This window comes from Nonomuraea sp. NPDC000554 (assembly GCF_040300065.1).
GTDB lineage: Bacteria > Actinomycetota > Actinomycetes > Streptosporangiales > Streptosporangiaceae > Nonomuraea.
On record NZ_JBEPDC010000021.1, the window covers coordinates 163,538 to 187,018 of the forward strand.

The 23,481-nt window shown below is 69.5% G+C and carries 26 protein-coding genes; 20 read left to right on the plus strand and 6 right to left on the minus strand.

Features of this window, described 5'->3' with window-relative positions; genetic code table 11:
* Positions 1–79: 79 nt before the first annotated feature.
* Together ABT294_RS34075 and ABT294_RS34080 are read right to left on the minus strand one after the other, a co-directional pair.
* A complete protein-coding gene (locus tag ABT294_RS34075; RefSeq protein ID WP_350810425.1) occupies positions 80–550 on the minus strand; it encodes a hypothetical protein in 471 nt (156 codons plus the stop codon).
* Between the two features lie 130 nt (positions 551–680).
* Entirely contained in the window at positions 681–1,799 is a 1,119-nt protein-coding gene (locus ABT294_RS34080; protein ID WP_350810426.1) for a GNAT family N-acetyltransferase, read from the minus strand.
* A 55-nt stretch (positions 1,800–1,854) separates the two neighbouring features.
* Between ABT294_RS34080 and ABT294_RS34085 the strand changes: the two genes are divergently transcribed.
* From ABT294_RS34085 to dop, 5 genes are all read left to right on the plus strand, one after another.
* The gene (locus ABT294_RS34085) at positions 1,855–2,703 is read left to right on the plus strand and encodes a tRNA (adenine-N1)-methyltransferase (protein ID WP_350810427.1); all 849 of its coding nucleotides are present in this window, start codon (positions 1,855–1,857) and stop codon (positions 2,701–2,703) included.
* Between the two features lie 204 nt (positions 2,704–2,907).
* Entirely contained in the window at positions 2,908–4,671 is a 1,764-nt protein-coding gene (gene arc / locus ABT294_RS34090) for a proteasome ATPase (RefSeq protein ID WP_350810428.1), read from the plus strand.
* Between the two features lie 331 nt (positions 4,672–5,002).
* Positions 5,003–5,320, plus strand: coding sequence for a YciI family protein (locus ABT294_RS34095; protein WP_350810429.1), 318 nt, complete (start codon positions 5,003–5,005; stop codon positions 5,318–5,320).
* 300 nt (positions 5,321–5,620) lie between these two features.
* Positions 5,621–6,745, plus strand: coding sequence for an acyltransferase family protein (locus tag ABT294_RS34100; RefSeq protein WP_350810430.1), 1,125 nt, complete (start codon positions 5,621–5,623; stop codon positions 6,743–6,745).
* Positions 6,746–6,830: 85 nt separating this feature from the next.
* Positions 6,831–8,342 carry a depupylase/deamidase Dop gene (dop, locus tag ABT294_RS34105; RefSeq protein ID WP_350810431.1) on the plus strand — a complete coding sequence of 504 codons (1,512 nt, stop codon included), beginning with the start codon at positions 6,831–6,833 and terminating at the stop codon, positions 8,340–8,342.
* A 36-nt stretch (positions 8,343–8,378) separates the two neighbouring features.
* On the opposite strand, the gene ABT294_RS34110 is transcribed toward dop, so the two are convergent.
* Complete coding sequence (locus ABT294_RS34110; RefSeq protein ID WP_350810432.1) at positions 8,379–8,783, minus strand: hypothetical protein; 405 nt, start codon at positions 8,781–8,783, stop codon at positions 8,379–8,381.
* A gap of 148 nt (positions 8,784–8,931) precedes the next feature.
* Between ABT294_RS34110 and ABT294_RS34115 the strand changes: the two genes are divergently transcribed.
* From ABT294_RS34115 to ABT294_RS34125, 3 genes are all read left to right on the plus strand, one after another.
* The gene (locus tag ABT294_RS34115; protein WP_350810433.1) at positions 8,932–9,141 is read left to right on the plus strand and encodes a ubiquitin-like protein Pup; all 210 of its coding nucleotides are present in this window, start codon (positions 8,932–8,934) and stop codon (positions 9,139–9,141) included.
* A 348-nt stretch (positions 9,142–9,489) separates the two neighbouring features.
* Positions 9,490–9,783, plus strand: coding sequence for an endonuclease VII domain-containing protein (locus ABT294_RS34120; RefSeq protein ID WP_350810434.1), 294 nt, complete (start codon positions 9,490–9,492; stop codon positions 9,781–9,783).
* Positions 9,780–10,172 (plus strand): endonuclease VII domain-containing protein, encoded by a 393-nt coding sequence (locus ABT294_RS34125; protein ID WP_350810435.1) that lies wholly within the window; start codon positions 9,780–9,782, stop codon positions 10,170–10,172. Before ABT294_RS34120 ends, ABT294_RS34125 begins: the two co-directional genes overlap by 4 nt.
* Here ABT294_RS34125 and ABT294_RS34130 read toward each other — a convergent pair.
* Together ABT294_RS34130 and ABT294_RS34135 are read right to left on the minus strand one after the other, a co-directional pair.
* Positions 10,169–11,209 carry a DNA polymerase IV gene (locus ABT294_RS34130; RefSeq protein WP_350810436.1) on the minus strand — a complete coding sequence of 347 codons (1,041 nt, stop codon included), beginning with the start codon at positions 11,207–11,209 and terminating at the stop codon, positions 10,169–10,171. The two genes, ABT294_RS34125 and ABT294_RS34130, sit on opposite strands and share 4 nt — an antisense overlap.
* A 115-nt stretch (positions 11,210–11,324) precedes the next feature.
* Positions 11,325–12,692 carry an extracellular solute-binding protein gene (locus ABT294_RS34135; protein WP_350810437.1) on the minus strand — a complete coding sequence of 456 codons (1,368 nt, stop codon included), beginning with the start codon at positions 12,690–12,692 and terminating at the stop codon, positions 11,325–11,327.
* Between the two features lie 170 nt (positions 12,693–12,862).
* Between ABT294_RS34135 and prcB the strand changes: the two genes are divergently transcribed.
* The 8 genes from prcB (at position 12,863) to ABT294_RS34175 (ending at position 19,910) form a co-directional block, all read left to right on the plus strand.
* On the plus strand, positions 12,863–13,711 hold the full coding sequence (gene prcB / locus ABT294_RS34140; protein WP_350810438.1) for a proteasome subunit beta: 849 nt from the start codon (positions 12,863–12,865) through the stop codon (positions 13,709–13,711).
* Positions 13,712–13,732: 21 nt separating this feature from the next.
* Positions 13,733–14,563, plus strand: a complete 831-nt coding sequence (prcA, locus tag ABT294_RS34145; RefSeq protein WP_350810472.1) for a proteasome subunit alpha — start codon at positions 13,733–13,735, stop codon at positions 14,561–14,563.
* A 117-nt stretch (positions 14,564–14,680) separates the two neighbouring features.
* Positions 14,681–15,214 carry a hypothetical protein gene (locus ABT294_RS34150; RefSeq protein WP_350810439.1) on the plus strand — a complete coding sequence of 178 codons (534 nt, stop codon included), beginning with the start codon at positions 14,681–14,683 and terminating at the stop codon, positions 15,212–15,214.
* Positions 15,215–15,361: 147 nt separating this feature from the next.
* Entirely contained in the window at positions 15,362–16,720 is a 1,359-nt protein-coding gene (pafA, locus tag ABT294_RS34155; RefSeq protein ID WP_350810440.1) for a Pup--protein ligase, read from the plus strand.
* Between the two features lie 75 nt (positions 16,721–16,795).
* Positions 16,796–17,737 carry an FKBP-type peptidyl-prolyl cis-trans isomerase gene (locus ABT294_RS34160; protein WP_350810441.1) on the plus strand — a complete coding sequence of 314 codons (942 nt, stop codon included), beginning with the start codon at positions 16,796–16,798 and terminating at the stop codon, positions 17,735–17,737.
* An 84-nt stretch (positions 17,738–17,821) separates the two neighbouring features.
* Positions 17,822–18,736: an FKBP-type peptidyl-prolyl cis-trans isomerase gene (locus tag ABT294_RS34165; protein WP_350810442.1), complete on the plus strand. Its 915-nt coding sequence runs from the start codon at positions 17,822–17,824 to the stop codon at positions 18,734–18,736.
* A 19-nt stretch (positions 18,737–18,755) separates the two neighbouring features.
* The gene (locus tag ABT294_RS34170; RefSeq protein WP_350810443.1) at positions 18,756–19,397 is read left to right on the plus strand and encodes a helix-turn-helix transcriptional regulator; all 642 of its coding nucleotides are present in this window, start codon (positions 18,756–18,758) and stop codon (positions 19,395–19,397) included.
* Positions 19,398–19,430: 33 nt separating this feature from the next.
* Positions 19,431–19,910: a DUF3291 domain-containing protein gene (locus tag ABT294_RS34175; RefSeq protein ID WP_350810444.1), complete on the plus strand. Its 480-nt coding sequence runs from the start codon at positions 19,431–19,433 to the stop codon at positions 19,908–19,910.
* Here the strand turns inward: ABT294_RS34175 and ABT294_RS34180 are convergent.
* Complete coding sequence (locus ABT294_RS34180) at positions 19,856–20,923, minus strand: DUF3866 family protein (RefSeq protein WP_350810445.1); 1,068 nt, start codon at positions 20,921–20,923, stop codon at positions 19,856–19,858. The genes ABT294_RS34175 and ABT294_RS34180 overlap by 55 nt on opposite strands.
* Positions 20,924–20,958: 35 nt before the next feature.
* Between ABT294_RS34180 and ABT294_RS34185 the strand changes: the two genes are divergently transcribed.
* The 4 genes from ABT294_RS34185 to tatA are packed head-to-tail and all read left to right on the plus strand — an operon-like array spanning position 20,959 to position 23,476.
* Positions 20,959–21,906, plus strand: coding sequence for a helix-turn-helix transcriptional regulator (locus ABT294_RS34185; protein ID WP_350810446.1), 948 nt, complete (start codon positions 20,959–20,961; stop codon positions 21,904–21,906).
* A gap of 34 nt (positions 21,907–21,940) precedes the next feature.
* On the plus strand, positions 21,941–22,906 hold the full coding sequence (locus ABT294_RS34190; protein WP_350810447.1) for a helix-turn-helix transcriptional regulator: 966 nt from the start codon (positions 21,941–21,943) through the stop codon (positions 22,904–22,906).
* Positions 22,903–23,103, plus strand: coding sequence for a hypothetical protein (locus ABT294_RS34195; RefSeq protein ID WP_350810448.1), 201 nt, complete (start codon positions 22,903–22,905; stop codon positions 23,101–23,103). Before ABT294_RS34190 ends, ABT294_RS34195 begins: the two co-directional genes overlap by 4 nt.
* A gap of 28 nt (positions 23,104–23,131) precedes the next feature.
* On the plus strand, positions 23,132–23,476 hold the full coding sequence (tatA, locus tag ABT294_RS34200; protein WP_350810449.1) for a Sec-independent protein translocase subunit TatA: 345 nt from the start codon (positions 23,132–23,134) through the stop codon (positions 23,474–23,476).
* Positions 23,477–23,481: the final 5 nt, after the last annotated feature.

Genomic DNA, 23,481 nt, shown 5'->3' on the forward strand with positions numbered 1-23,481 from the left:
GGACGAGGCTCTACCCCTGAGCCGTGTCCGATCACGCGACCGAGGCGCCGCGAGCCGGGGCCGCGCCTGTCAGAGCGCGTCAGACGCCGGAGAAGTCGTGCACCCCGCGCAGCATCCTGACGGCCGCCTCCAGCCCGCTGGCCGCCTCCAGGGCGCGGCCCGCGGCGGTGGCGAGCCTGCTCAGCAGGTGCTCGTCGGCGTCCGAGAAGGAACGGCCCGCCGCCCACAGGAACGCGTGGTCACGGGTGGCCAGCGGCACCGTCGTCGCCATGAAACCCGGCTCGCCCACCTCCGCGTCGCGCGGCAGCAGCACCGGAGCCGGCGCGCCCGCCAGCTCCTTGAGCACTCCCGACTGCCGCAGCCACCGCCGCACCCGCAGCGGATCGCCGGGCGGCCCGTGCATGTGCTGCGTGTGCGCCTCCTCACGCAGCGGATCGACCTGGACGAGCCCCGCGTACGACGTTCCGGCGACCGCGGCGGCCGAGCGCACGAGACGCTCGACCAGCCTGCCGGAGTCGAGGCAGGAGAACGACGCGATGAGTTCGCGCATGGCGATATCCACCTGGCAGGATCTCATGGAAGTCCCTCGTCGAGGGCGGCGAGGCCGCGCACCCCGATCGCGCGTGCCCCGGGAACGGAGACCCTGAGTATCACCCCCAGGCAGCACCTTGACCAGTCCCTCAACCGGAAATCGGGATTTTTCGTGACGTTGACGGACGGAGCCTCACCCACTCGATGTCGTCGGCCCGCGTCCCGTCCGGTTGGGGGAACAGCTCCCTGCGCACCGATTCGCGGACGAACCCGGCCCGCTCCAGCACCGCGTGCGACGCCGCGTTGGTCACGACGGTGCCCGCCACGATCCGGTGCAGCGCCGTGTGCGCGAACGCCCAGTCGACCAGCAGCCGGACCGCCCGCGTCATGAAACCCCGGCCGCGGAAGTCCGGCAGCAGCGAGTACCCGACCATGCCCTGCGCGGTCACCGGCGCGATCTGGACGAGCTGTATGTGCCCCGCGAACGCCCCGGTGGCGGCGTCCCTGATCGCCAGCTCGATGCGCTGCCCCGACGCCCACCAGTAACCGGTGTACCGGCAGCGACGCTCGTTGTCCTCCAGCGTGCCGGTCGGGCCGACGTTGTAGGCGGCCACGCTCGGCTCGGCCAGCATCCGGCGGAAGTCGGCGGCGTCGCCGACCTCCATCGGCGTCAGCGACACGACCCCGTCGCTCAGCTCGCCGCCGTCGAAGAACGGCAGGTACGGCTCGACCGCCTCCCCGGAGTCGTGGGCGAGCCTGGCGAAGGTGATGTGGTCGGTGCGCCGCCCGTCACGCAGCCTCTTGGCGTCGCGTCTGCGGCCCTCCTCGGTGAAGCCCGCCTTGCGTGCCACCTTCAGGCTCGCCACGTTCTCCACCTCCGCCATCAGCTCCACGCGGTGCACGCCGCGGTCGACGGCCCACTCCGTCACGGCCCGCGCCGCCGCGCTCGCCACGCCCTTGCCCCGCGCCCACGGCGCCACCAGATAGCCGATCTCCACCGACCCCCAACGGTCGGGGGCCGTGAGGCCCACCGCGCCGAGGTACTGGCCGTTCTCCGTGATCGTGAACTCCGCGCCGCCGCCGTCCCACTTGGCGGCCGCCTGCCGCAGATACTCGTGCGCGTCGCTCAGCTCGTACGGGTCGGGCAGCAACGGCAGGAACCTGGCCGTCACCGGGTCGGTGCAGGCCTTCACCACCGCCTCGGCATCGTCGGAGACGGGCGCTCGCAGCACCAGCGAGCCAGTGGAGATCACTTCGCGCGGAAACATCCCCCATAGATATCGCGCGTCAGCGGTCGCTCGAAAGCCCTATAACCTTGCCGCCATGGGTTTCCGCAGGCATGGGCCTTTCCAGGTGGGGGATCAGGTGCAGCTCACCGACCCCAAGAACAAGCGCCACACGATCACGCTCAAGCAGGACGGCGTCTTCCACACGCACAAGGGCGCCATCCCGCACAGCGACCTGATCGGGCAGCCTGAAGGCTCCGTGGTGCGCTCCTCCGGCGGCACCCTCTACCTCGCCTTCCGCCACCTGCTGCAGGACTACACGCTCGCCATGCCGCGCGGCGCGGCCGTCATCTACCCCAAGGACGCCTCGATGATCGTCGGCATGGCCGACATCTTCCCCGGCGCCCGCGTCGTCGAGGCGGGGGTGGGCTCCGGCGCGCTGACCTGCTTCCTGCTGCGGGCCGTCGGCCCCGAGGGGCACGTCACGTCCTACGAGCGGCGCGAGGAGTTCGCCGACGTCGCGCGCAAGAACGTGGAGAAGTTCTACGGCGGCCCCGTCGACTCCTGGCGGCTCGTCGTGGGCGACCTGGCCTCCTCGATCGACGAGACCGACGTCGACCGGGTGATCCTCGACATGCTCGCCCCCTGGGAGTGCGTCGACGCGGCCGCCAAGGCCCTCACGCCCGGCGGGGTCATCTGCTGCTACGTGGCCACGACCACGCAGCTGTCCAAGACGGTCGAGGTCATTCGGGATCACGGGAGTTTCACCGAGCCCCATGCGTGGGAGACCCTGGTTCGCGACTGGCATGTCGAAGGTCTCGCCGTACGGCCCGATCACCGGATGATCGGCCACACGGGGTTCCTTGTCACCGCCCGCCGCATGGCGGACGGCGTCACACCGCCGCCACGTCGCCGACGACCGAAGGGAACCACCGAAGAACTATGACAATTTGGCCACGAGGGTGCGTTGGTGCGTGACACGGGAACAGATCGCTGTGTTCCTGTGCTGGGAGTATTAAACGCACTTTTAGGGATTAGTCACCGAATACAGAATGTCACTCTACGAACACTGCCCGGCCAGGTTACGGAGGGGCCCGAGATAGGTAAGGTCCTAAGTAGTCGCCCTCGACTGGGAAGGAGGTGACGGGGCGTGGCAGCTCGCGATGATGCTGAGGCTCGAGCCGCGCAGCGCGAACGGGAGGTCGCTGATCTTTCAACACAGGTCTCCTTCCTCCAAGAGGAGATCACCGCGCTGAGGCGGAAGCTGGCCGAGTCACCCCGTCAGGCCAGAGTCCTCGAAGAGCGTCTCCATGAGGCGCAGGCGAACCTCGCGGCCGTTACCGGCCAGAACGAGCGCCTGGTGTCAACACTCAAGGAGGCCAGAGACCAGATCGTCGCCCTCAAGGAGGAGGTCGACCGGCTGGCGCAGCCGCCATCCGGCTTCGGCACCTTCCTCGAGGCCAGAGAAGACGGCACGATCGAGGTGTTCACCGGGGGCCGCAAGCTGCGGGTGAACGTCAGCCCCGCCGTCGACGTCGACTCGCTCAAGCGTGGCCAGGAGGTCATGCTGAACGAGGCGCTCAACGTGGTCGAAGCCCTCGGCTACGAAGAGGTCGGCGAGATCGTGATGCTCAAGGAACTGCTCGACGAGGGCAAGCGCGCCCTGGTCATCTCACACGCCGACGAGGAGCGCGTCGTACGACTGGCCGAGTCGCTGGTCGGACAGCCCATCAGGGCAGGCGACTCGCTGCTGCTCGAACCCAGGTCGGGCTACGTCTACGAGCGCATCCCCAAGTCCGAAGTCGAAGAGCTCGTGCTCGAAGAGGTCCCCGACATCTCCTACGAGGAGATCGGCGGCCTGATGCGGCAGATCGAGCAGATCAGGGACGCCATCGAGCTGCCCTACCTGCACGCCGACCTGTTCCGCGAGCACAAGCTCCGCCCGCCCAAGGGCGTGCTGCTGTACGGGCCGCCCGGCTGCGGCAAGACGCTCATCGCCAAGGCCGTCGCCAACTCCCTGGCCAAGCAGGTCGCGGAGAAGACCGGCCAGTCCGGCAAGAGCTTCTTCCTCAACATCAAGGGCCCGGAACTCCTCAACAAGTACGTCGGCGAGACCGAGCGGCACATCCGCCTGGTCTTCCAGCGGGCCCGGGAGAAGGCCTCAGAGGGCACCCCGGTGATCGTGTTCTTCGACGAGATGGACTCGATCTTCCGCACCCGAGGCTCGGGCGTGTCGTCCGACGTCGAGAACACCATCGTCCCTCAGCTGCTGTCGGAGATCGACGGTGTCGAGGGCCTGGAGAACGTCATCGTCATCGGCGCCTCCAACCGCGAGGACATGATCGACCCGGCGATCCTGCGGCCCGGCCGCCTGGACGTCAAGATCAAGATCGAGCGGCCCGACGCCGAGGCGGCGAAGGACATCTTCTCCAAGTACCTCATCGCCGAACTCCCGCTACACCCGGACGACCTCGCCGAGCACGGCGGCTCCTCCGAAGCCACCATTCACGGCATGATCCAGAGTGTCGTGGAGCGGATGTACACCGAGAGCGAGGAGAACCGCTTCCTCGAGGTGACCTACGCCAACGGCGACAAGGAAGTCCTGTACTTCAAGGACTTCAACTCCGGTGCGATGATCCAGAACATCGTCGACCGGGGCAAGAAGATGGCGATCAAGCAGTTCCTCGAAAGCGGCCAGAAGGGGCTGCGGGTGCAGCACCTGCTCACGGCCTGCGTCGACGAGTTCTCCGAGAACGAGGATCTGCCCAACACCACCAACCCCGACGACTGGGCCCGCATCTCCGGCAAGAAGGGCGAACGGATCGTCTACATCCGTACGCTCGTCTCCGGCAAGCAGGGCACGGAAGCCGGGCGCTCCATCGACACCGTGGCCAACACCGGCCAGTACCTGTAACGAGCCGGTCGGAGGGGCCGCGCGGCCAGCCGCGCGGCCCCTCCGGGCTGTCTCTGGGGCTCGTCAGCCGACCAGAGCGCCCGCGCGCCGTAGCGCGAGCACCAGGCCGGCGTCGGAGCCCGCGGGAAGCGCGCCAGCGGCTCGAGTCCCGTATCGGTCGCCAAGTCTGGCGTCTTCGCGGCTGCCGAACCCCGGTTGCGCCTGGGCGGACCGCCACGGCCAGGGTGCCAGGACAGGTTCGAGCGTCAGGCCCCGTCCGAGCCGCCATGGAGGACAGGCTCGGCGGCACCAGGGCCCGTCTCCTGGATCATGAAATGGGTCGCAGCAGCCCTTGGCGTTCCACTACGGTCCGGACATGTTCGTTGTCACAGTGACCTACACGGCACCACTGGATGAAGTGGACCGGTGGCGACCAGCCCACGGCGACTGGCTGAACCACCTCATTTCACAACGGTTGCTTCTGCTGGCCGGGCGCCAGGTGCCTCTGGTCGGCGGTGTCTATCTCGCCCCTCGGATGCCCGCCGAAGAGCTCGACCGCCTTCTCGCCACCGATCCGTACGTCCTCAACGGCGTCGCCGCGCATACCGTCGTGGAGTTCACGCCGATGCTGGTCGCGACCGGTTTGGAGGACCTCAAGCCCCAGGAGTGAGCCGTCCTTGCGGAAGCCCAGGGGCCGGCCGCCGCGTGAACCCCTGCGCGGGCGGGCGGCCTCATGGTCCTTCTTCTCCGGGATCACACGCCGGACGCCGCGGGTCTTGACGGAGCCCCTTTCGCGGAACTCGGGTGCCGGGTCCTTGGACGCCCGGCCGCGTGCTGGCGAGCACGCGCGATGGTGGAGCGGGGCGACAGCCGCCGGAGGCGTCGTACGCACGGCCCCGCCGACTCGGGAGGTGATCGGCTTTTCTGTGACAGAAGGGAACCAATGTGACTACTGAGGCGTCAAAGGGGCGTGCGTCCACCCAACCGGCCGAGGCATGCTCACGGGAACGGCCGGCTGGCCGAGCTTGACCTCCTGCGGTTCATCGCCGCCCTGGCCGTGCTCGCCTTCCACTTCCTCATCGCCTTCGCCTCCGTCTGGGGCGACCGTCCCGCCGAGCTCTTCCCCGCCCTCGCCCCCTTCGCGGGGTTAGGCATCCTCGGCGTCGAGTTGTTCTTCGTCATCAGCGGCTTCGTCATCCTGATGAGCGTCTGGGGGCGCGGGCTCGGCGCGTTCGCCCGCTCGCGGCTGGTCCGCCTGTACCCGGCGTACTGGCTCAGCCTCGCCGCCGTCGCCGCCCTGTACGGCCTCACCGGCGCCAAGGCCCTGGACCCAAAACTTTCGCCAGGGGAGTACCTGGTCAACGCCAGCATGTTCCAGCGGCTGTTCAAGATCGTTGACGCCAACGGCGTCTACTGGTCGCTCTGGGCCGAACTCCGGTTCTACCTGCTGATGGCCATCCTCGTGATCATCGGCGTCACCTACGGCCGCGTCCTGGTGTTCGCGGGTGTCTGGCTGGCCGCCGCCTTCGGCGCGGAACTGCTCGGCAACGAGATCGTCAACGAGATCGTGATGCCCCGCTACGCCCCCTACTTCGTGGCCGGGATGGCGCTCTACCTGATCCACAAGCACGGCAGCGCCTGGCTTCCATGGCTCTACGTGGTCGCCGGGTGGGGCATGTCGCTGCACTCCGCGCTCGAACGCGTCCATGGCCGGATCAAGGTCGCCGGGTTCGCGAACATGCCCGTCAGCGACGTCGGCGTCATCGTCACCGTCACCCTGATCTTCGCCGCCATGTCGCTGGTCGCCCTCGGCATGCTGCGCCTGCGCCCCTCCAGGGTGCTCACCGCGCTCGGCGGCACCACCTACCCGCTTTACCTCTTCCACTCCGTCGTCGCCGTGGCGCTCATTCCCCGTCTCACCGGCACTCTGCCCCCGTGGGCCACCGCTCTGCTCGTCACCCTGGCGGCTGTCGTGGTGTCGTATCTCGTCTACTCCTTTGCCGAACGTCCCATCCAGCGACTCCTCAAGCCGCGCAGACCATCACAAACCACAACGGCTCCGGTGGTACAGGAGGAAAAGGCGTCGGTGCCATAACTCTGTGGCCTTGGGGCACTGTGAAGGGCATAGGCTCGGGCATATAAACGGCGGACAGACAGATCCGGACGAACAGAGGGTGCGCATGACGGTGCGTCGGGTGATGGGCATCGAGACCGAGTACGGCATCTCCGTACCCGGGCAGCCAGGCGCGAACGCGATGGTGACCTCCTCGCAGGTCGTGAACGCCTACCTGGCCGCTTCGGCGGCCCGCGCGCGCAGAGCCAGATGGGACTTCGAAGAGGAGAACCCCCTGCGCGACGCCCGCGGCTTCGACCTGGCCCGCGAGGTCGCCGACCCCAGCCAGCTCACCGACGAGGACCTCGGCCTCGCCAACGTCATCCTGACCAACGGCGCGCGCCTGTACGTCGACCACGCGCACCCCGAGTACTCCACCCCGGAGTGCACGAACCCGCGCGCCGCCGTCATCTGGGACAAGGCGGGTGAACGCGTGATGTACGACGCCGCGCAGCGCGCCTCGGCCATCCCGTCCAACGCGCCCATCCAGCTCTACAAGAACAACACCGACGCCAAGGGCGCGTCCTACGGCTGCCATGAGAACTACCTCATGCGCCGCGCCACCCCCTTCGCCGACATCGTCCGCCACCTCACCCCCTTCTTCGTCAGCCGCCAGGTCATCGTCGGCGCGGGCAAGGTCGGCATCGGCCAGGACTCCCGCGGCGAGGGCTTCCAGATCAGCCAGCGCGCGGACTTCTTCGAAGTCGAGGTCGGCCTCGAGACCACGCTCAAGCGGCCCATCATCAACACCCGCGACGAGCCGCACGCGGACCCGGAGAAGTACCGCCGCCTCCACGTGATCATCGGCGACGCCAACATGTCGGAAATATCGACATACCTGAAGCTGGGGAGCACCACACTCGTCCTCGCCATGATCGAGGACGGCTTCCTCACCCGCGACCTCGCCGTCGACAACCCGGTCCAGGCGCTCCGCGCCGTCTCGCACGACCCCAGCTGCCGCTACGAGATTCCCATGCGCGACGGCCGCAAGCTCACCGCCGTCCAGCTTCAGATGGAGTACCTCGAGCAGGCCCGCAAGTATGTCGAAGAGCGCGGCACCGCCCAGGACGAGATGAACAAGGACATCCTCGACCGCTGGGAGTCCGTCCTCACCCGCCTCGCGGAAGACCCCATGCAGCTCGCCCGCGAGCTCGACTGGGTCGCCAAACTGGAACTCCTCGAGGGCTACCGCACCCGCGACGGCCTCGCCTGGTCGCACCCCCGCCTTCAGCTCGTCGACCTCCAGTACTCCGACATCCGCCCCGACCGCGGCCTGTACAACCGTCTCGTCGCCCGCGGACGCATGCAGCGCCTCGTCACCGAGGAAGAGGTGCAACGGGCCGTCGAGAACCCGCCCACCGACACCAGGGCCTACTTCCGCGGGCGCTGCCTGCGCCAGTACAGCGAATCCGTCGCCGCCGCGTCCTGGGACTCCGTCATCTTCGACATCCCCGGCAGGGAGTCGCTTCAGCGCGTCCCCACCTTGGAGCCGCTGCGTGGCACCAAGACCCACGTCGGCGAGCTCTTCGACCGCTGCCGCACCGCCGCCGACCTCGTGGCCGCCCTCACCGGCGAGTAGCGGGGCCCGCCGTCGCGGGCGTGCGGGGGCGTCCGGTCAGATCAACCCGATGCCCAGGATCAGCGTGCCCGCGGCCAGGCACACCCCGCCCGCGACGGTCAACCAGATCAGCTTGCTCGGCTTGGTGTCGCCCGGACGCACGACCGACAGGAAGAAGCCCAGCGGCATCAGGATCGGCGCGGCCACGATCAGTGCCCGGACCAGGGTCCTCAGCGGGGCTGACAGGTCGGCCTGGTCCACGTAGAGCATCGCCACCAGGCTGAACAGGACCAGCACGCCCGCGTGCGCGTGCCCAGCCCGCCACAGGCCGCGCCGCACCGGGTTGTCCAGGTAGCCGGGGACGTTCCGCATCAGGAACGTCAGCAGGGAGACACCGCCGAAGGCGATCGTCGGCACTGTGATGAGGAGCACACCGGCCGTGCTCAGGGACGAGGGGGACATCGCAAACCTCCTGTGTGGACGCCGGTCCATTATTGGATAGCTGCACTATCTAGTCAAGACTGCAAGATCGCAGGGTGATGCGCGCGCAATGTCGGCCGGTTCGGGGAAGATATCCGTAAGAGGTAGTCCCCCGACGTGGAGGTAGGACATGGCTAGCAAGGACACCGGGGGCCAGCGGCAGGCTGGCAGGCGCGAGGCCGAGGTCGAGGAGACCGAGGCGTCGGCGGCACCGGACGTTCAGGAGCGCCAGGAGAAGCTCACGGACGATGTCGACTCGATCCTGGACGAAATCGACGAAGTTCTCGAAGAGAACGCAGAGGAGTTCGTGCGCAGTTACGTACAAAAGGGCGGCCAGTAGGGTAAAGCGGACATTTGGACGGAGGGAAATCGGGTGGAAACGCCTGAGCAGGCGAAGCGGTGCCCGGACTGCGGAGAGGTTAAGGTCATCTCCGAGTTCGGGTTGAACAAGCGCATGGCTGATGGTCGTGCTCGCTACTGCAAGGTGTGCTTCAGAGTGCGATCCACCCAGAGTTACCGCAAGCGCAGAAGGGAGGAGGGGAAAAGTGTTCGCGAGGCAGTGCACGTTCCTGATGGTCATAAGTACTGTCCGCGGTGCTCAGAAGTTAAGCCCAAGCTGGAGTTCGGTGGCAATCGCGCTGCTTGGGATGGGCTGACTAATTACTGTCGGCCGTGTCATTCGATCGTCATGCGCGAGAACCGGGTCAAGAATCACGGCAGTACGCGGAATTACCACCTGAAACGGCGATACGGCATCACCGAGGACGACTTCGAGCGGATGCTCGCCCACCAGGGCGGCCTCTGCGCTGTCTGCCGGGTCGTGCCCGGCACGTTCGTCGACCACTGCCACCGCACCGGCCAGGTGCGCGGCATCCTCTGTTTCAACTGCAACAACGGGCTGGGGCATTTCGGTGACAACACCGTGCTGCTGGAACTCGCCGCGCTCTACTGGGCGGCGACATCCTGTGGCCGGAGTTCGTGATCCTGCCCGAGCAGCGGAGCGAGTCGCCGGTCGCGCGTACGCGCACCTATCACCTGTCACAGCGTTACCGGATGCGTCACGAGGACGTCGAGCGGATGGTGGCGGAGCAGCACGGTCTGTGCGTGGTCTGCTGGGATCGTCCGCCCGAGCACGTGGATCACTGTCACCGCACCGGCGAGGTCCGTCAGGCGTTGTGTCTGCCGTGCAACACGGGCATCGGCCAGTTCAGGGACGATCCCGAGGTGGTGTGGCGGGCGCTGTCCTATGTCGAGGCGACCTTCGAGGAGTACGAGCTCTCGGAGGTTTCCGAGGAGGAGGTGCGGGAGTTGATCCGGGCCGAGGAGGAGGCGCGGTCCGGTTTCTACGCGAGGGCGACCAGGGTGCGCTAGCCGGGCATCTGGTAGTCGACGGCGACGCCGAGCAGGCGGATCGGGCGGTCGAGGTCGAAGCGGTCGAGGACGGTCAGGGCCGCGCGGGTGAGCTCGGCGGGGTCACGGGTGGCGGCGGGGAGCTTGGACTGGCGGGTCCGGGTGAGGAAGGGCGTGAAGCGGACTTTGACCGAGACCCGGATGGCGAGCCGTCCCGCCTCGGCCGCGTCGGCGGCGACCTGCTGGGCCAGGGCGGCGATCTGCGCGCGGACTTCGGCCGGGTCCGTGAGGTCCTCCCGGTAGGTGATCTCGCGGCTGTGGCCGCGCGCGATCCAGGGGGTGGTGACGACCTCGGCTTCGCCCTTGCCGAGGGCGAGGTAGCGGTACCAGGGGCCGTTGGTGGGGCCGAAGTGGCCGGCGAGGTCGTGGGGGTCGGCGGCGGCCAGCTGGGCGACGGTGTGCAGGCCGAGGTCGGCGAGTCTCTTGGAGATCTTGCCGCCGATGCCCCAGAGGGCGTCGGTGGGGCGGTCGTTCATGACGGCTGCCCAGTTCTCGCCGGTGAGCCGGTAGACGCCGGCGGGCTTGGCGAAGGCTGAGGCGAGTTTGGCCTGGTGTTTGTTGTCGCCGATGCCGACGGAGCAGGTGAGGCCGGTGCCGGCGTGGACGGTCCGCTGGATGTCGGCGGCGAGGTGTTCGGGGTCGTCGGTGCGGGCGCCGATGAAGGCTTCGTCCCAGCCCCAGATCTCCACCTGTACGGGGAACGCGCGCAGGATGGCCATGACACGCTGGCTGGCGGCCTCGTAGGCGGGCGGGTCGGTGGGGAGGAAGACGGCGTCGGGGCAGTGGCGCAGTGCGGTGCGCAGCGGCATGCCCGAGTGGACTCCGTGCTCGCGGGCCTCGTAGGTGGCGGTGGCGGCCACGGTGCGGGGCCGGGTGGGGTCGCCGTCGCCGCCGACGACGACGGGCCTGCCGCGGAGTTCGGGGTGCCGGAGGAGCTCGACGGCGGCGATGAACTGGTCGAGGTCGACGTGCAGGATCCAGTCGCGGGTTGGCGCCACGGTTTCCAGTATTCCCGCAAGGAGGCCGTTGTCGCGGCACCTGATGGACGCGCCGGGCGGGACGCGCGCCTGAGGAGCGGAGCGCGCGAGCCGTGCGGGGCGGAGCGCGTGGCGGTCAGCCGCTGACGTGGGCCGCGCCGCCGACCAGTTGCGCCAGCTTGGCCTGGTATGCCGCGGCGGCCTCGTCGGGGCTCTTGCCGCTGACGACGGCGGCGGTGGCCTCCTGGAGGGCGACGGAGACCTGCGGGTAGACGGCGACGCCCGGCCGGTAGGCGGTGATGGGCAGGACGTCGTCGGCGACGTACTTCAGCATGGGGTCGTCGGTGAGCACCTCGTCGTTGACGTCGCCGCGGGAGCTGATGCGTACCTGTCCGGCGAGCTGGGCCTTGGTGGCGGCGGCGGAGTGCATGAAGGCGAGCAGTTCCCAGGCGAGCTTGGGGTGCTTGGAGAAGGGGTTGAGGACGCGGACGGCCCCGCCGGACATGCTGACGTGGTCCTGGCCGCGGATGCCGGCGCCTGGCTGCCTGGCGGGGATCCTGGCGTAGCCGACGGTCTGGTCGCGGTCCTTCATCGGGGCGATGCCGGCTCCGGGTTCGATGACGGACCGCCAGAAGTAGTCGCTTTCGGCGAGGATGGCGATCTTGCCTTCGGCGAACTGGGCGAACGACTTGTCGCGGCCTTTGGCCTCTTGCTGGAGTTTGGGGTCGCCGAGGCCGCTGCCGCCGTAGATCTGCTGGTAGAAGCGGAGGACGTCCTTCATGGCCTGGGAGGCGCCGGTCCATGTGCCGTTGGCGTAGATCTCGGCTCCCGCGCCGGCGAGCAGCGGCAGGACGCCCTGCATGGTGGTGGCCTCGCCCATGGCGGTGCCGGCGTCGATCTGGATGGGGACGGGCACGCCGGCGGCCTTGAGCTTGGTGCCGGCGTCGATGATCTCCTGCCAGCTTCTCGGCTGCCACTGTTCGGGCAGGCCGGCCTTCCTGAAGAGAGTCTTGTTGTAGAACAGGACGCGTCCGTCGGTGCCCTGGGGGAGGCCGTACTTCTTGCCGTCGAAGACGCCGAGCCCCTGCACGGCCTGGGGGATCTGTGACCAGCCCTCCCAGGAGTCGACGACGGGCCCGCCGACCTCGGCGAGCGGTTTGACATATCCGGCCTGGGCGAACTCGCCGACCCAGATGCCGTCGAGGTCGATGACGTCGGCTCCGCCTCCGGCCTTGAAGTCGAGCGCGATCTTCGTCTTGTACTGCTCGTCGTCGACGCCGCTCGGCCGGAAGAGCACCTTGACGTTGCGGTGGTCCTTCTCGAAGCCGGGGATGACCCACTGTTTGATCCAGTCGGCGGATTCGGAGTTCTTGCCGCCGGAGATCGAGTTGGCGGCGATGACGAGGGTGACGGTCTCCTGTCCCGGGGGCGCGCCGGTTCCGCAGGAGGCGAGCGTCAGGACGGTGATGACCGCGATCGCCGCAGGTCGGGTGGGGGGTCGCATGTCGGCCTCCTATTGAGGACGTGCAGACATACCGACAATCGCACGGGCTGTGCCGGGCGTAAAGAAACGATCTGATGAACGGTTCGCCGTGAGCTGATCGTGGGAAGTGCAGACAGCAACGCAACATGAGTAGGGTCGCCCTAGGACACTGACCTTTGGGAGGGAGTCGCGTGGCATCGCACAGGGATCTGCCCGCAGGCTTGGTGAACCAGCTTTTCCAGAACACAGGTAGTTCGTCGTTCACGGAGTTCGTCGGTTCGTACGCGCCCGAGCTGTTGCCGCATCGCGAGACGGTTCTGGCGACCCCGATCAGCGACCAGGTTCCGCACGCGACCACGATCATCGCCGCCACCTTCGCGGGTGGTGTGGTGATGGCGGGCGACCGGCGGGCCACGTCGGGCAACGTCATCTCGCAGCGTGACGTGGAGAAGGTGTACCGCGCCGACGACTATTCGTGCATGGGCATCGCGGGCACCGCCAGCACCGGCATCGAGATGGCCAGGCTCTACCGGGTCGAGCTGGAGCACTACGAGAAGCTGGAAGGCCGGACGATGTCGGTGGCCGGCAAGGCGAACCGGCTGGCGACCATGATCCGCGGCAATCTGGGCATGGCGATGCAGGGGCTGGTGGTGGTGCCGCTGTTCGCCGCCTACGACCCCGACAGGGACGAAGGCCGGATCTTCAGCTACGACGTGGCGGGTGGCCCGTACGAGCGTGAGAGGTTCGACGCGATCGGGTCGGGTTCGATCTTCGCCCGGGGTTCGCTGAAGAAGCTGTACCGCGAGGGCGCGTCGGCCGACGACATGACGATGACGTTGATCCAGGCGCTGTACGACGCGGCCGACGACGACTCGGCGACGGGCGGCCCCGACGTGACGAGGAAGATCTGGCCGATCGTGTCGGTGGTCGACGCCGACGGCTTCCGCAGGCTGACGGATGACCAGGTGTCCGGATATGTCGAGCGGATGCTCGAGGCGCGGCTGATCTCCCCTGACGGCCCCATCGCTCCGTTGCGCTAGAAAGGACCACTCCACGTGTCCATGCCTTTTGGATATGCGTCCCCTGAGCAGATCATGCGGGACAAGGCGGACTACGCGCGCAAGGGCATCGCGCGGGGCCGCTCGGTCGTCGTCCTGCAGTACGAGGACGGCATCCTGTTCGTGGCGCCGAACCCCTCTCGGGCGCTGCACAAGATCAGTGAGATCTACGACCGCATCGGCTTCGCGGCGGTGGGGCGGTACAACGAGTTCGAGGAGCTGCGGCTGGGCGGTATCCGCTACGCCGACATCAACGGCTACACCTACGACCGCTCCGACGTGACCGGCCGCGGCCTGGCGAACCTGTACGCGTCGAACCTGGGCCGGATCTTCACCGAGTCGATCAAGTCGCTGGAGGTGGAGGTCGTCGTGGCCGAGGTGGGCGACACGCCCGACGGCGACGCGATCTACCGGTTGACCTTCGACGGCTCGGTCTTCGACGAGCACGGCTTCGCCGCGATGGGCGGTCAGGCGGAGGCGGTGGCGGCCCGGCTGAAGGAGCGTTACCGGGAGTCGATGGCGCTCGGCGACGCGCTGGCGGTGGCGCTGGCGGCGCTGACGGAACCGGGTGGCGAGCGGCCTCCGGTGGGCCAGCTGGAGGTGGCGGTCCTTGACCGGAACCGGGAGCACCGCAAGTTCCTCCGCCTGACGGGCAGCCGCCTGGAGCGGCTGATGGGCCGGTCCGCCGAGCAGGAGGCGCCGGAGCCGTCCGCTGAACAGGCGAAGGAGGAGGCGAAGGAGCAGGAGAGCCCCACCCCGCCGCCGACCGGCCCCGACAAGCCGCCGCCGACGGGTCCCGACGGCGACGTGGACGACGGCTCCTCCCCGCTCTAGTCGCTCGCCGAACCCCTCTGCGACGTCCGGCGGAGGGGTTCGGAGCTGCGACGACGTGGCGCTGTGAGGTGAATCACAGGCGCCCGGGTGAACGTGGCGGCGCGATCAGGGATCTCAATGTCCGTGAAGACTTCCATGCGCATCCTCCTGGCGGGCGGCGCCGCCGCGGCCGTGGTCCTGACGTCCGGTGCGGTGGCGAGCGCGTCCGCCGCCGCGTTCCCCAAGTACAAGGCTCCGAAGATCTTCGGCACGACGTTCCAGGCCGACCCGGAGCACGACTTCACCAAGCACACCAGCTCCCGGCACGACGGCATCCTGCGCGGCTGGATCACCTACGTCCAGGGGAGCCAGGCGGAGTACACGCCGATCAAGTGGAAGAAGGGCACCAAGACCGAGGGGGGCTTCGTCGGGCCGTCCGAGGGTGACGCGATGGCGTACTCCTCGGCGATCGCGAAGGACGTGGTGTTCCTGTCGGCGTACGGCTGCTCGTCGTCGATGGCCGGCATCACCGTGAACCGCGACACCGGGCTCGGCAGCAAGCGGTGCTCCCGCACGGACCTGATCAGGCGTCACACCGACCACCGCCAGCCGGCGCTGATCACGGTCTACAAGGGCCGGATCGTCCAGGTCCAGGAGATCTACACCCCGTGACCCCGGGCCAGGCCGCCCCCGCGCGAGGGTTCCTGACGCGGGGGTGGCGCTCGGAAAACGACGATATTTCCGCCGGTTGTCCAACCGAGGTGGAAAACGCGAGGGAGATCTCTCCCGCCAGCCGATCCGTGGGCATAGTGTGAGGTGATGGATCGTCGCATCTTCGGGCTGGAGAACGAGTACGGCGTGACCTGCACGTTCCGGGGGCAGCGCAGGCTGTCGCCCGACGAGGTCGCGCGCTACCTGTTCCGGCGGGTCGTGTCCTGGGGCCGATCGAGCAACGTCTTCCTCCGTAACGGCGCCCGCCTCTACCTCGACGTGGGCAGCCATCCTGAGTACGCAACACCCGAGTGTGACAACGTCATCGAGCTCGTCACCCATGACAAGGCGGGCGAGCGCATCCTCGAGGGCCTTCTCGTCGACGCCGAGAAGCGGCTGCGCGAGGAGGGCATCGCCGGTGACATCTACCTGTTCAAGAACAACACCGACTCCGCGGGCAACTCCTACGGTTGCCACGAGAACTATCTGGTGGGCAGGCACGGCGAGTTCGGGCGGCTGGCCGACGTGCTCATCCCGTTCCTGGTGACGCGGCAGATCATCTGCGGCGCCGGCAAGGTGCTGCAGACGCCGCGCGGCGCGGTCTACTGCGTGTCGCAGCGGGCCGAGCACATCTGGGAGGGCGTGTCGTCGGCGACGACGCGGTCCAGGCCGATCATCAACACGCGTGACGAGCCGCACGCCGACGCCGAGCGGTTCCGCCGCCTGCACGTCATCGTGGGCGACTCGAACATGAGCGAGACCACGATGCTGCTCAAGGTCGGCGCGACGGACCTGGTGCTGCGCATGATCGAGGCGGGCACGGTGATGCGTGACCTGTCGCTGGAGAACCCGATCAGGGCGATCCGCGAGGTGTCGCACGACATGACGGGCAGGCGCAGGGTGCGGCTGGCCAACGGGCGTGAGGCGTCGAGCCTGGAGATCCAGCAGGAGTACCTGACGAAGGCGAAGGACTTCGTCGACAGGCGCGGCGGCGACCCGATCACCGACCGGGTGCTGGAGCTGTGGGAGCGCACTCTGCGCGCGGTCGAGACGGGCAATCTCGACCTGGTGGCGCGCGAGATCGACTGGGTGACGAAGTACCAGCTGATCGAGCGGTACCGCAAGAAGTACGACCTGCCGCTGTCGTCGCCGCGGGTGGCGCAGCTGGACCTCGCCTACCATGACGTGCACCGCAAGCGGGGCCTGTTCTACCTGCTGCAGAAGCGCGGCTCGGTGGAGCGGGTGGCGTCCGACCTGCGGATCTTCGAGGCCAAGTCGGTGCCGCCGCAGACGACCAGGGCGCGGCTGCGCGGCGAGTTCATCCGCAGGGCGCAGGAGAAGCGGCGTGACTTCACGGTCGACTGGGTGCATCTGAAGCTGAACGACCAGGCGCAGCGGACGGTGCTGTGCAAGGACCCGTTCCGCAGCGTGGACGAGAGGGTCGACAAACTGATCGCCGGAATGTAGTGAGTGCGTTTACCTCGGCCCTACCTTGATGTCGGGTAGGGTGGCGCGAATCTGCCGTCTTTCCGAGGGAAACCCATGCGCCGCGCTCTGGCCGCTCTGGCCGCCGTGCCATTGATCTTCTTCGCCGCAGCGTGCGGCTCCGACTCCGGGTCGGGTACGTCGACCGCCGCCGCGGGCGATGCGTCCGGGGTGAAGGTCACCGGGAACGTGGGAGCCAAGCCCACGGTGACCTTCCCCTCCGGCGCGCCCGCCACCAAGTCGTCCTTCGAGGTGATCACGCCCGGCACCGGGCCCGCGGTGAAGAGCGGCGACAAGGTCATCGTGAACCTGACGGTCTACAACTGGGACGGCAAGGGCAACGCCCTGCAGGGTTCCTCCTACGACACCAAGGCGCCGGAGACGATCCCGGTCGACGGGCAGCTGCCCAAGGTGCTGCAGGACGGTTTCACGCAGGTCAAGCACGGTGGCCGACTGCTGGCGGTGCTGGCCGCCGACGCGGCGCCGGCGCAGCAGCAGCAGCAGGGCCAGCAGGCGCAGCCGACGAAGGTGTTCGTCCTGGACGTGGTCGGCACCCCGCCCACCCCGCTGAAGGCCGCCACCGGCAAGGAGACGGGCGACAGCCTCAAGGGCGTCAAGGTGGTGAACCCGGGCGGTGACAAGGCGCCCACGCTGACGACGAAGACGAGCGAGAAGCCGTCCAAGGAGCTGGTGGTCAAGACCCTGATCCAGGGCACGGGCGCGAAGGTGCAGCCCACCCAGACGCTGTCCGTGCACTACACGGGCAAGATCTGGGGCACCGACAAGGAGTTCGACTCGAGCTGGGGCAGGGGCCAGCCCGCCGAGTTCCCGCTGAGCAACGTCATCAAGGGCTGGCAGCAGGGCCTGGCAGGGGTGCCGGTCGGCAGCCGCGTGGTGATGAGCATCCCGCCGGACCTCGGCTACGGCGCCCAGGCGCAGCAGGGCATCCCGGCCAACAGCACGCTGGTGTTCGTGGTGGACGTTCTGTCCGCGTACTGATCGATAACGCGGTAGCATCGCGTGGCCCGGCGGCCTGGCGTTCCTTGCCAGTGCCGGCCGGGCCACTGCGTTGGGAGGGCTCCGATGCGCCGCCGCACCGTCGCGCTGCTGTTGCCGCTGGCACTGCTGGCGGCGTGCACCGACGACGTGCCCGCGGCGACCGGTGGGCCGGCCGGTACGCAGCCGAAGGTGGGCGGCGCGTTCGGCGCCCGGCCGACGATCGTCTTCCCTGCCGGCAGGCCCGCCGCCGGCCTGCGGGTGGACCAGCCGGCCGAGGGGAAGGGCGTGCCGCTCGAGCCGGACGACGTGGCGATCGTGCAGTACACGGCGCACGTGTGGGACGGCGGCGCGAACCGGCTCGTCGACTCCAGCTTCAACCGGGGCGCTCCGGCCGCGTTCCCGGTGGGGCGGCTGCTGCCGGGGCTCGACAGGGCGCTGCGGGGGCGCAGGGTGGGCAGCCGGATCATCGCCGCGATCCCGCCGGGGGAGGGCTTCGGCGCGAACCCGCCGCAGGGCGTCGGCCCCGGCGACGACCTGCTCTATGTGATCGACATTCTCGGCGCCCATGCCAGGGGCGTGTCGGTCAAGGGGCGCGGCGGCTCGCTGGCGGGGGTGCGGGTCACGGGCGGCGCCCGTCCCGGCCTGTCGGTTCCGGCGGCGGCGGCGCCCAGGAGGTTCACCGCCAAGGTCCTCGCCAGGGGGCGGGGGCGCAGGGTGCAGGCGGGGCAGCTGCTGGTGACGCAGTACGAGGGCGCGATCTGGAATCGGCGCCGCATCTTCGACGCCACCTGGAGCACCGGCCTGCCGAAAGCCTTCACGATCGGCGACGGCAGCGTGATCAAGGGCTGGGACCGGGCGCTGGTCGGCGTGCCGGTCGGCAGCCGGGTGCTGATGATCGTCCCGCCCGCCTACGGGTACGGGCCGACGGGCGAGCCGGCCTTCGGCATCCGCGCGCGTGACACCCTGGTCTTCGTGGTCGACGTGCTCGCCGCCTACTAGGTCGTCCTAGACTCCGGCTGTGAGCGGAGACGACCTGGATGCGCTGGCGCTGCTGCACGACCCGGTGCGGCGGAGCCTGTACGAGGCCGTGGCCTCCGGCGGCGGCGACGTGGGCAGGGGAGAGGCGGCGGAGGCCGCGGGGGTGTCCAGGGCGCTCGCCGGTCACCATCTCGACAAGCTGGTCGAGGCGGGCCTGCTGGAGAGCGGGTTCAGGGCACAGGAGCGCAAGGGGCCGGGCAGCGGGCGTCCGGCGAAGGTGTACCGCAGGGCCGCGGGCGAGCGGTCGGTGAGCCTGCCGCCGCGCGACTACCAGGCGCTCGCCTCCGTGCTGGCCGACGTCGTGGCGGTGCTGGGGGCCGAGGAGCAGGCCGAGGAGTCCGCCCGCCGGGCCGGCAAGCGGCTGGCCGGGGGGCGTGCCATGCCCGTCGAGGACGTGCTGCGCGAGCGCGGCTACGAGCCGTACCGGGAGGGCGGGCGGTTGCGGCTGCGCAACTGCCCCTTCCACGTGCTGGCCGAGGAGCAGCCGTTGCTGGTGTGCTCGATGAACCTGGCGCTGTGCCAGGGCCTGCTGGACGGGCTCGGCGACGATCCCGGACGCGCGGAGCTCGATCCCCGGCCGGGGGAGTGCTGCGTCGCCCTTTCTAAAATAAATGAAGATTGACATAGAAGGTCCGGAGGTGGTCTGCTGAGCGGCATGCATCTCGCCCAGCTCAACATCGCGCACCTGCGCGCCCCCGTCGACGCCCCCGAGCTCGCCGAGTTCGTCGCCCTGCTCGAACCCGTCAACGCCGTCGCCGACGAGTCCCCCGGGTTCGTGTGGCGGCTCAAGGAGAGCGAGCAGGACCCCACCGCGACCGTCGTCCACGGCTACGGCGACCACCTGCTCGTCAACTTCTCGGTGTGGGAGTCGCTGGAGACGCTGTGGAACTACGTCTACCGCAGCGCCCACCTGGGCGTGCTGCGGCGGCGCAGGGAGTGGTTCCTGCGCATGGCGGAGCCCTACATCGTGATGTGGTGGATCCCCGAGGGCGAGATCCCGACCCTCGGCGAGGGCATGCGCCGCCTGGAACGCCTCAAGACCCAGGGGCCGAGCCCCGAGGCGTTCACCTTCAAGGACTTCTACGACAGCAGCGAGGCCGCGAACCTGCCCGCCGCCGCCGAGGTCAGGAAGTAGGCCAGGTCCTCCTCCAGGCCGCGTCCCATCGTCGACAGCCTGACCGGCGAGGCGAGCAGCGCCTCGTGCAGCCCGCCGACGGGCACCGGCACCAGCTCGTGCCGGACGGCTAGCAGCTCCGACTGGTCCCGGACCCGCTCGCCGAACGCGCCCGGCAGCTCCGGCACCGGCACCTGGGCGGGCGCCAGCGCGACCCGTCCGTAGGCGGTCAGCGAGTGGTGCGAGACCCCGTGGTGCCGCTCGCGCCGGTCGCCCTCGCTGACCCGCAGCGCCGCCACCGGACGTCCGCGCAGCACGGCGGCGGCGTTGACCGCCTCGCCCGCCATCACGCCGGAGAACCCCCACCGGGTGCCCGACCCCAGGTTGCCGGGGCCCTGCGTGACGATCGCCACGTCGGCCTCCAGCACGTGCCTGGCCGCCAGCAGCCCGGTGTGCGTCGTCACCGCCTCCACGTCCCCGCCGAACGCCTGCCCGACCGTGACCACGCCCGCCAGCCAGCCCACCTCGCGCAGCTTCGCGCACGACATCGAGAACCAGGCGGGCAGCGCGCCGCCGTCCTGCATGACGTACGCGACCCGGACGTCCGGGCGTGACTCGCGCAGCCCGCACAGGATCGGCGGCAGCGCCGAGTGCAGGTCGGACACCACCACCGGCATCCCGTCGAGCGAGTCGGCCTCGCGCAGGACCTCGTGGAACGGCGAGTCCTGCTCGTCCGCGCCGAGCACCGTGGCCTGGAGCGGTGTGTACCGGGCCTTTACCAGGTGCCCCGGACCATCGGGATCTTCCGGCAAACGGTTCGGGACGGCCACCACCATGGCGTAACCTCCCGTACCGAGACCCATCGCGAGTGCCGTCGTGTTGAGCAGCACCTCGTCGCCGGGTTCCGGGCGGCCCACCAGGGGAGGGTAGGCCAGCGCCCGGCACTCCCCTTCGGGGACGGCGACGTCCAGCTCCACCGCCCCCGGCCACTCGCGCCGGATCCGCAACACCTCGCCCTTGCGCCATCTGATCACGGGGGCAGGGTAGCGTCGTTGAAGGAGGAGTGCAGATGTCGCGCCGTAAGACCGAGCGGTTGCTGAACCTCGTGATCTGCCTGCTCGCCACCCGCCGCCCGTTGTCGGCCGAGCAGATCCGCCAGGCCGTGCCCGGTTACGACCGCGACGGCGACGAGGCGTTCCAGCGGATGTTCGAGCGTGACAAGAACGAGTTGCGCGAGATCGGCATCCCCATCGACGTGGTCCGCGACCCGTGGGAGGACGAGCCGGGCTACCGGATCGAGCGGGAGTCCTACGAGCTGCCCGAGATCACCCTGGAGCCCGACGAGGCGGCCGTGCTCGGCCTGGCCGCGCAGGTGTGGCAGCGGGCCAGCCTGGCCGAGGCCGCGTCCGGCGCGCTGCTGAAGCTGCGCGCGGGCGGCGTCGCCACCGACGCCAGCGCGGGCGACGCGCTGGAGCTGAGGCTCGACACCCGCGACCCGGCCTTCCCTGCGCTGTGGGACGCCGTGCGCGACCGCCGCGTGGTGCGCTTCGACTACCGCGGCGCCGGCAGCGAGAGCGTGCGCAGCCGCCTGGTCGAGCCGTGGGGCGTGGTCAGCCGGCGCGGGCGCTGGTACCTGGCCGGGTTCGACCGCGGGCGCGAGGCGCCTCGCGCCTTCCGGCTGAGCCGCATCACCGGCCAGGTGACGACCGTCGGCAGGCCGGGCGCCGTCGAGGTGCCGGAAGGGGTGGACCTGCGGGCCATGGTCGGCTTCCCCGACGAGCCGATGGAGGAGCGCACCGCCGTGATCCGCGTGCGGCAGGGCGCGTGCGAGGGCCTGCGTCAGCTCGCCGCCGCCGTCCACGCGGGCACCGACGGCTGGGACGAGGCCGAGCTGCGCTTCACCGACCCCGAGCGGCTGGCCGGGTGGATGGCCAGCCTGGGCTCCGACGTCGAGGTGGTCGAGCCGCCCGACGCCCGCGAGGCCGTGATCCGCCGACTGAAGGGGGCCCTGGCATGACCGAGCGCTGCGAGCGAACCGCGGGAGAGCCGGCGTGAGCGGGTCGGCCGACCGGCTGCCGAGGCTGCTGGCGCTCGTGCCGTACCTGATGTCCCATCCGGGGGCGCAGGTCGGCGAGGTGGCCGAGGTGTTCGGGCTGAGCGAGAAGCAGCTCATCGACGACCTGCAGCTGGTCTGGATGTGCGGGCTGCCGGGGCACACGCCCGGCGACCTCATCGACGTGTCCTGGGACGGCGGCGAGATCATCATCGACAACGCCGACACCATCGCCAGGCCGCTGCGGCTCGGCATCGACGAGGCCAGCGCGCTGCTGGTCGCGCTGCGCATGCTGGCCGCCACGCCCGAGCTGGCCGAGGCGCAGGGTGACGCGCTGCCGCGGGTGACGGCCAAGCTGGAGCGCGCGGCGGGGGAGGGCGCCGCCGAGGTGAGCAGCCAGGTCGCGGTCGACGTCGACGCCGCCCCCGACGCGCTGCCGCGCGTGCGCGAAGGGCTGACCAGGCGGCGCAGGCTGTCGCTGCGCTACTACGTGCCCGGCCGCGACGAGGTGACGCCGCGCGAGGTGGACCCGACGCGGCTGGTGATGGTCGACGGGCGCACCTACCTGGAGGGCTGGTGCTACCGGGCCGAGGCGATGCGGCTGTTCAGGCTCGACCGGATGCTCGGCGTGGACGTCCTGGACGTGCTCGCCGACCCGCCCGCCGAGGCCGAGCCGATCGACGTCACCCGAGGCGTCTTCCGTCCTTCGCCCACCGACGAGCTGGTGGAGCTGGAGGTGACCGCCGCGGGGCGGTGGGTGGCCGAGTACTACCCGTGCGAGCAGGTCGCCGAGCTGGGCGAGGGGCGGCTGCGGGTCGCGCTGCGCGCCCGCGACGAGGACTGGATCCTCAGGCTGGCGCTGCGGCTCGGCGACACCGGCAGGGTCGTCTCGCCGCCCGCGATGGCCGGGAGGGTGCGGGAGGAGGCCGAGCGGGCCCTGGGCCTGTACGCTCACCGGTCATGACGTGGATCTTCTTGTCGATCGGGCTGGGCGTCGCCGGGCTGGCGGTGCTGGCGCTCGCCGGGTTCCGGGTCCTGTCCGCGGCACGTAGGCTGAACAGGGAAGTCGCCGAGGTTCACGCGAAGTTCGAGCCCCGGCCACCCCGATTGCGAGACCAGGGGTATGAGACCGAGCCCCCGGCAGCGTACGATCGTGGCTGAAACAGCACTCGCTCAAAAAGGACGTTTCATGTCAAACCTCGGAGTCCCCGAGCTTCTCATCATCGCGGGCGTGCTCGTCCTGCTGTTCGGTGCGAAGAAACTGCCGGAGATGGCAAGGGGCGTCGGCAGGTCGATGCGGATCTTCAAGTCGGAGACGGCCAAGCTCCGCGACGACGACGAGGACGCTCCCACGACCGTCCAGGCCACGCAGGCTCAGGCGCCTGCCCAGCCGCAGCAGCAGCCGGTCGCGCCGCAGCAGATCCCGCCGGCCGGGCCCGTGCTGTCGGCCGAGGAGCAGGCTCGCCAGCTGGAGGAGCAGGCGGCCAGGCTGCGCGCCAGCGCCGCCGCGGCGAAGGCCGACAAGCAAGCCTGATCCTG

Excerpts from the sequence above, each read along its gene's own strand:
- tatA (WP_350810449.1), top strand. The coding sequence starts at position 23,132 with ATGTCAAACCTCGGAGTCCCCGAGCTTCTCATCATCGCGGGCGTGCTC.
- ABT294_RS34080 (WP_350810426.1), bottom strand. The coding sequence starts at position 1,799 with ATGTTTCCGCGCGAAGTGATCTCCACTGGCTCGCTGGTGCTGCGAGCG.
- ABT294_RS34165 (WP_350810442.1), top strand. The coding sequence starts at position 17,822 with ATGCGCCGCCGCACCGTCGCGCTGCTGTTGCCGCTGGCACTGCTGGCG.
- ABT294_RS34185 (WP_350810446.1), top strand. The coding sequence starts at position 20,959 with ATGTCGCGCCGTAAGACCGAGCGGTTGCTGAACCTCGTGATCTGCCTG.
- ABT294_RS34085 (WP_350810427.1), top strand. The coding sequence starts at position 1,855 with ATGGGTTTCCGCAGGCATGGGCCTTTCCAGGTGGGGGATCAGGTGCAG.
- ABT294_RS34195 (WP_350810448.1), top strand. The coding sequence starts at position 22,903 with ATGACGTGGATCTTCTTGTCGATCGGGCTGGGCGTCGCCGGGCTGGCG.
- ABT294_RS34120 (WP_350810434.1), top strand. The coding sequence starts at position 9,490 with ATGCGCGAGAACCGGGTCAAGAATCACGGCAGTACGCGGAATTACCAC.
- ABT294_RS34110 (WP_350810432.1), bottom strand. The coding sequence starts at position 8,783 with ATGTCCCCCTCGTCCCTGAGCACGGCCGGTGTGCTCCTCATCACAGTG.
- pafA (WP_350810440.1), top strand. The coding sequence starts at position 15,362 with ATGGATCGTCGCATCTTCGGGCTGGAGAACGAGTACGGCGTGACCTGC.
- dop (WP_350810431.1), top strand. The coding sequence starts at position 6,831 with ATGACGGTGCGTCGGGTGATGGGCATCGAGACCGAGTACGGCATCTCC.
- ABT294_RS34160 (WP_350810441.1), top strand. The coding sequence starts at position 16,796 with ATGCGCCGCGCTCTGGCCGCTCTGGCCGCCGTGCCATTGATCTTCTTC.
- ABT294_RS34175 (WP_350810444.1), top strand. The coding sequence starts at position 19,431 with ATGCATCTCGCCCAGCTCAACATCGCGCACCTGCGCGCCCCCGTCGAC.
- ABT294_RS34115 (WP_350810433.1), top strand. The coding sequence starts at position 8,932 with ATGGCTAGCAAGGACACCGGGGGCCAGCGGCAGGCTGGCAGGCGCGAG.
- prcA (WP_350810472.1), top strand. The coding sequence starts at position 13,733 with ATGCCTTTTGGATATGCGTCCCCTGAGCAGATCATGCGGGACAAGGCG.
- ABT294_RS34075 (WP_350810425.1), bottom strand. The coding sequence starts at position 550 with ATGCGCGAACTCATCGCGTCGTTCTCCTGCCTCGACTCCGGCAGGCTG.
- ABT294_RS34150 (WP_350810439.1), top strand. The coding sequence starts at position 14,681 with ATGTCCGTGAAGACTTCCATGCGCATCCTCCTGGCGGGCGGCGCCGCC.
- ABT294_RS34135 (WP_350810437.1), bottom strand. The coding sequence starts at position 12,692 with ATGCGACCCCCCACCCGACCTGCGGCGATCGCGGTCATCACCGTCCTG.